The sequence below is a fragment of the Microbacterium sp. ISL-103 genome (assembly GCF_018613995.1).
In the GTDB taxonomy this organism is placed as follows: Bacteria; Actinomycetota; Actinomycetes; order Actinomycetales; family Microbacteriaceae; genus Microbacterium.
In genome coordinates, this window is sequence record NZ_JAGGPD010000151.1 from 1 (window position 1) to 3,814 (window position 3,814).

Consider the following 3,814-nt stretch of genomic DNA (forward strand, 5'->3'; position numbering starts at 1 on the left):
GCTCCCGCACGTGCACCCAGGCCAGGTGCGGGGCGGGGCCGAGCACCACGCTGACCCCGTCGTCGCGTGCGGACCCGCCCTCCGGCCGCTCTGAGAGCAGCGAGAGCTGCGCACCCCAGGCGTCTCCGTCGAGACGCCACCAGGCGCCCGCGACGAGAAGCGCGAAGGCACCGGCATCCGCCAAAGTCACGACCTGCTCGGGAGGGCGGATCCAGGCCCCGCCGATGCCGCGGAACCCGCCGACCGCGAAGACGTAGCCTCGCTGATCCGCGCGACCGGGCCACCAGAAGCGATCCGTGCGCTGTCGCCGCCGGAACTCGTCGAGCACGTCGATGCTGAGGCCGAGTGTCGCGGCGGCCGCGAGCCGCCGCTCCGGGTCGTCGAGCCGGTCGAGGCGCGAGAGGGCATCGGAACGCAGCGCCAGAGCGCCCGAGCGCCAGGCAGCTGTCGCCACCAGGTCGAGGGCGCGCTCACGGTCGGTGAGCGCTGCGGAATCCGCCGCCACCCCTGCCGCGAGAGCGCGGGCGAACAGCTGAGGGTCTCCGTGGGCCGCCCGCACCGATGCCGACGCGAGAGAGCCGTCGAGTCCCGCAGACGACAGGTCGGGAAGCTCCGCCGGTGGGAACGGAGCCGAGACGTTCGCCAGCGTCACAGGCACGCGGTTCACCCGCGCAGCTCCTGCCAGCGCACGTAGGCCGTATAGCGCTGATGCAGGTACTTCAGGGCGATGACGTCGTCGAAGTCGCGACCGTAGAGCTTGCCGACCGTCGCGATCCTGCGCAACTGGGACTCGACCGCGGTGATGCGCCGGGATGCCTCGAGCGCGGGGAGCCCGTCGAGCCCGCGGTCGAACTCCGCGAGAAGCGACGCGACCGCGTCATCCGCATCGCGGCCGAGGGCGTCGTACTGGCGGCACGACTGCGTGAACAGGTCGCCGAGCCAGCTCACCGTGTCGGTGCTGAGTTCGCGCTCGGCTCCGACATCGAAGCGGGGATGCGTCGGGTTCGGCAGCAGCTTGCCGCGGAGCACGAACGGCAGGACCGCTGCGACATCGTCGAGTTCGACGGAATCGACGCCGCGGAACCAGGCCATCGCCTTCGAATACAGGATCAGCGTCTGCAGGGCGCGCACCGACAGGCCGTTGCGGGTCTGGGCGCCGAGGTCCACCTCGAGGTCGGCTCCGCTGTTCGCCTCGATGACCTCGCCGACGCTGCCGCCGGCCGTGGTCACGACATCTTTCGTGCGGTACTCGAAGCGTCGTCCGCCGGCCTGCACGAACTCGAAGTGGCTGAGGAAGAATCGCAGCCGCTCCCGCACCGCATCCGGGATCGGCACCGCGCGGATCTGTGCGCGCATCTCGCGGTGCTGCGCCACATCGAAGGCCAGCTCCGCCGGTACATGCTCCTCGGGCTTCTCCCCCGCCTCGACGCGCGTGATCAGCTCGTCGAAGAATCGGCTGTTGAAGCCGGCGGCCTGCACCGTGACGTCCATGCGGTCGCGCAGGGCCTGGATGACGGGGAAGGTGCCACCACCCGCATCGTCGTTGGCGGTGAAGAACCAGCTCTCGACGCCGCCGTCCGGGGCGGTTCGGCGCATCTGGTCGTGGCTCTCGACGTACCCCTCGGCCACCATCGTCAGAAGCGCCGACTGCGTCTTGGTCGGGATGCGGTTGTACTCGTCGATGATCTTCACCGGAAGACCCAGCCAGTCGCGCCAGGCGATGCGGATGTCGGCGAGGCGTTCTGCCCCGACGAGATCTCGGGGCAGCGGGATGCCGACGAGGTCGCTGACCGTGAGCTGCGGCTGGCCCTGCTGGACGGCGCGCCTGACGTCGTCCGACGTGGTTCCCGCGAGCACCCCCATGAGCACGGCGACGGTCGTCTTCCCCCGTCCCGGACCGCCGATGAGCAGGCACTTGCCACCCACCGCGAAGGTGAGCAGCGGCACGAGGACGTTCGACGAGAATGAGGCCTGCGTCGGCAGCGACACCGTCGCCCCGGCATCGCCCAGCTCGATCGACAGCGGCTCCGCGTGCGAGAACTCCATGTCGTAGTACGGCGAGATCACCGCGCGATTGACGATCCAGTAATAGACCTGACGGAGCTTCTCGTCGAGCGGCGCGGCCTCTTGCACCGCCGGCCGGAAGAGGTCTTCGGCGGTCAGGGATTCGACGCCGTGGCCGCTGCCGGGGTTCGTGGGCGAGGCGGACACTCTGTTCCAGCGGTCGGGCATGCGATCATCCTAACGAGGTGGATCGGGCGTCCTGTTGGAGCGCACGCTGCTCGTCGAGCGACCGCGCCTCGAGCGGAACCGCGAAGCTCAGGTGCTCGGTCAGCAGGGGTTCGAGAGCGGATGCCGCGGCCTCGACCCGCTCGCGCACGTCGCCGCGCACCTCGAGCCACGGCACATCCTGCGCCGCGAGAACATCACGGAATCGCTGCTGCATGTCGTGGCGGATGTGCTCGCCGTCGCGCATGCCGTCCTGCACGAACGGGATCTCGTCTCCGGTTAGCACATAGAGGAGCGGTCGATGCGCTGCCGCGGCCTCGTGCAGTCGCGGCGACACGGAGCCCACGTACCTCTCATGCCACAGAGCGGTCGCGAGCACGTCGGTGTCGCACACGAGCACGGGGCGGGGCACAGTGCGCAGCGCCTGCTGTTCGAGGGCGATCTGACGGTCGACGATCAGATCGAACTCGTCGGTGCGCCACGGCGTCTCAAGGCCCCCGTCTCGGATCTCGGAGTGCTCGCGACCGTACTCCGCCACCCACAGCGTGCCCAGGTGCGCTGCCAGGGCTTCGGCGAGCGTCGTCGAGCCCGTCGACTCCGCTCCGAGGACCACGACCCGCGCCGTGAGCCAGGCGCGCACGGCCGGCGCGAGCTCATGCCAGTGTGCAGCAGGATCCGCACGGATCGCCGTCCCCGAGACCGGGTTGATCCGACGCCCCTCATCGATCCGCTCCCACCGCGCGTCGAGACGCCTCGCCAGTTCACCGCCGTAGGAGTCGCAGGAGTACACCGTGTCGACCGGGGCATCGAGCAACGACGAGATCAGCGACATGTGCTCGTCCCACGCGGACTCCGACTCGAAATCCACCGGCGCATCGTCCATCGCCGCCACGACCCGCACCCCGGGGTGCGACTCTCTGACCCATTCGGCTCGCACCTCGAGCGGGATCGACTCGACCGAGGCGCCCAGGACCTGCACTGTGACCCGGTCGCTCGAGCGCTGAGCCTGGCGGATCAGGTGCGAATGACCGCTGTGGAACGGGTAGAACTTGCCGAGGACGAGTCCGTGGCCTCGCGAGGGTCGATCGCCGTTCATGCGCAGGGCCTCACACCCGAGCGGATGCTGACGACGGCACCGTGTCGCGATCCGCGATCGCCGCCCGACGCCATGACCGGTACCCGATGACGCAGAGTCCGATGAAGAGCAGGTAGAGGGCAGCGATGATCCACAGTCCCGCGGCGATCGAGAGCGCGACGAAGGCGATGTCGACGCAGATCCACACGAACCAGTTCTCGATCCACTTCCGATTGAGCATGTACTGCGCGACGAGACTCGCAGCGGTCGTGGCCGCATCCGGGATCGCTACCTGCGAGTCGGTGAAGGTGGTGAGCACCCAGACCATCACGCCCGTGCCGACGAGGGCGGCGACGACCAGCCACGGCCACGCGCGTCTCGGTGTGCTCGCGACGAACGGGCGGCTCTGCTCTGCGCCGTGAGTCCACCTCCACCAGCCGTGCACGCCCATGAGAAGGTAGACCACCTGCAGGACGGCTGTGGCGTAGAGACCTGCGCCGAGGAACACGA

The 3,814-nt window shown here is 69.3% G+C and carries 4 protein-coding genes; all 4 read right to left on the reverse strand.

All coding sequences use genetic code 11. The features are described from left to right. Positions 1–667: hypothetical protein (locus J7E68_RS06410; protein WP_215170935.1), on the reverse strand; the 667-nt coding region annotated here is incomplete at its 3' end. Continuing rightward, the gene (locus J7E68_RS06415) at positions 664–2,232 is read right to left on the reverse strand and encodes a MoxR family ATPase (protein WP_215170937.1); all 1,569 of its coding nucleotides are present in this window, start codon (positions 2,230–2,232) and stop codon (positions 664–666) included. The genes J7E68_RS06415 and J7E68_RS06410, both read right to left, overlap by 4 nt. Positions 2,233–2,236: 4 nt before the next feature. Beyond that, complete coding sequence (locus J7E68_RS06420; RefSeq protein ID WP_215170939.1) at positions 2,237–3,325, reverse strand: AAA family ATPase; 1,089 nt, start codon at positions 3,323–3,325, stop codon at positions 2,237–2,239. A gap of 10 nt (positions 3,326–3,335) precedes the next feature. Beyond that, on the reverse strand, positions 3,336–3,814 hold a 479-nt coding region (pnuC, locus tag J7E68_RS06425), incomplete at its 5' end, for a nicotinamide riboside transporter PnuC (RefSeq protein ID WP_215170944.1).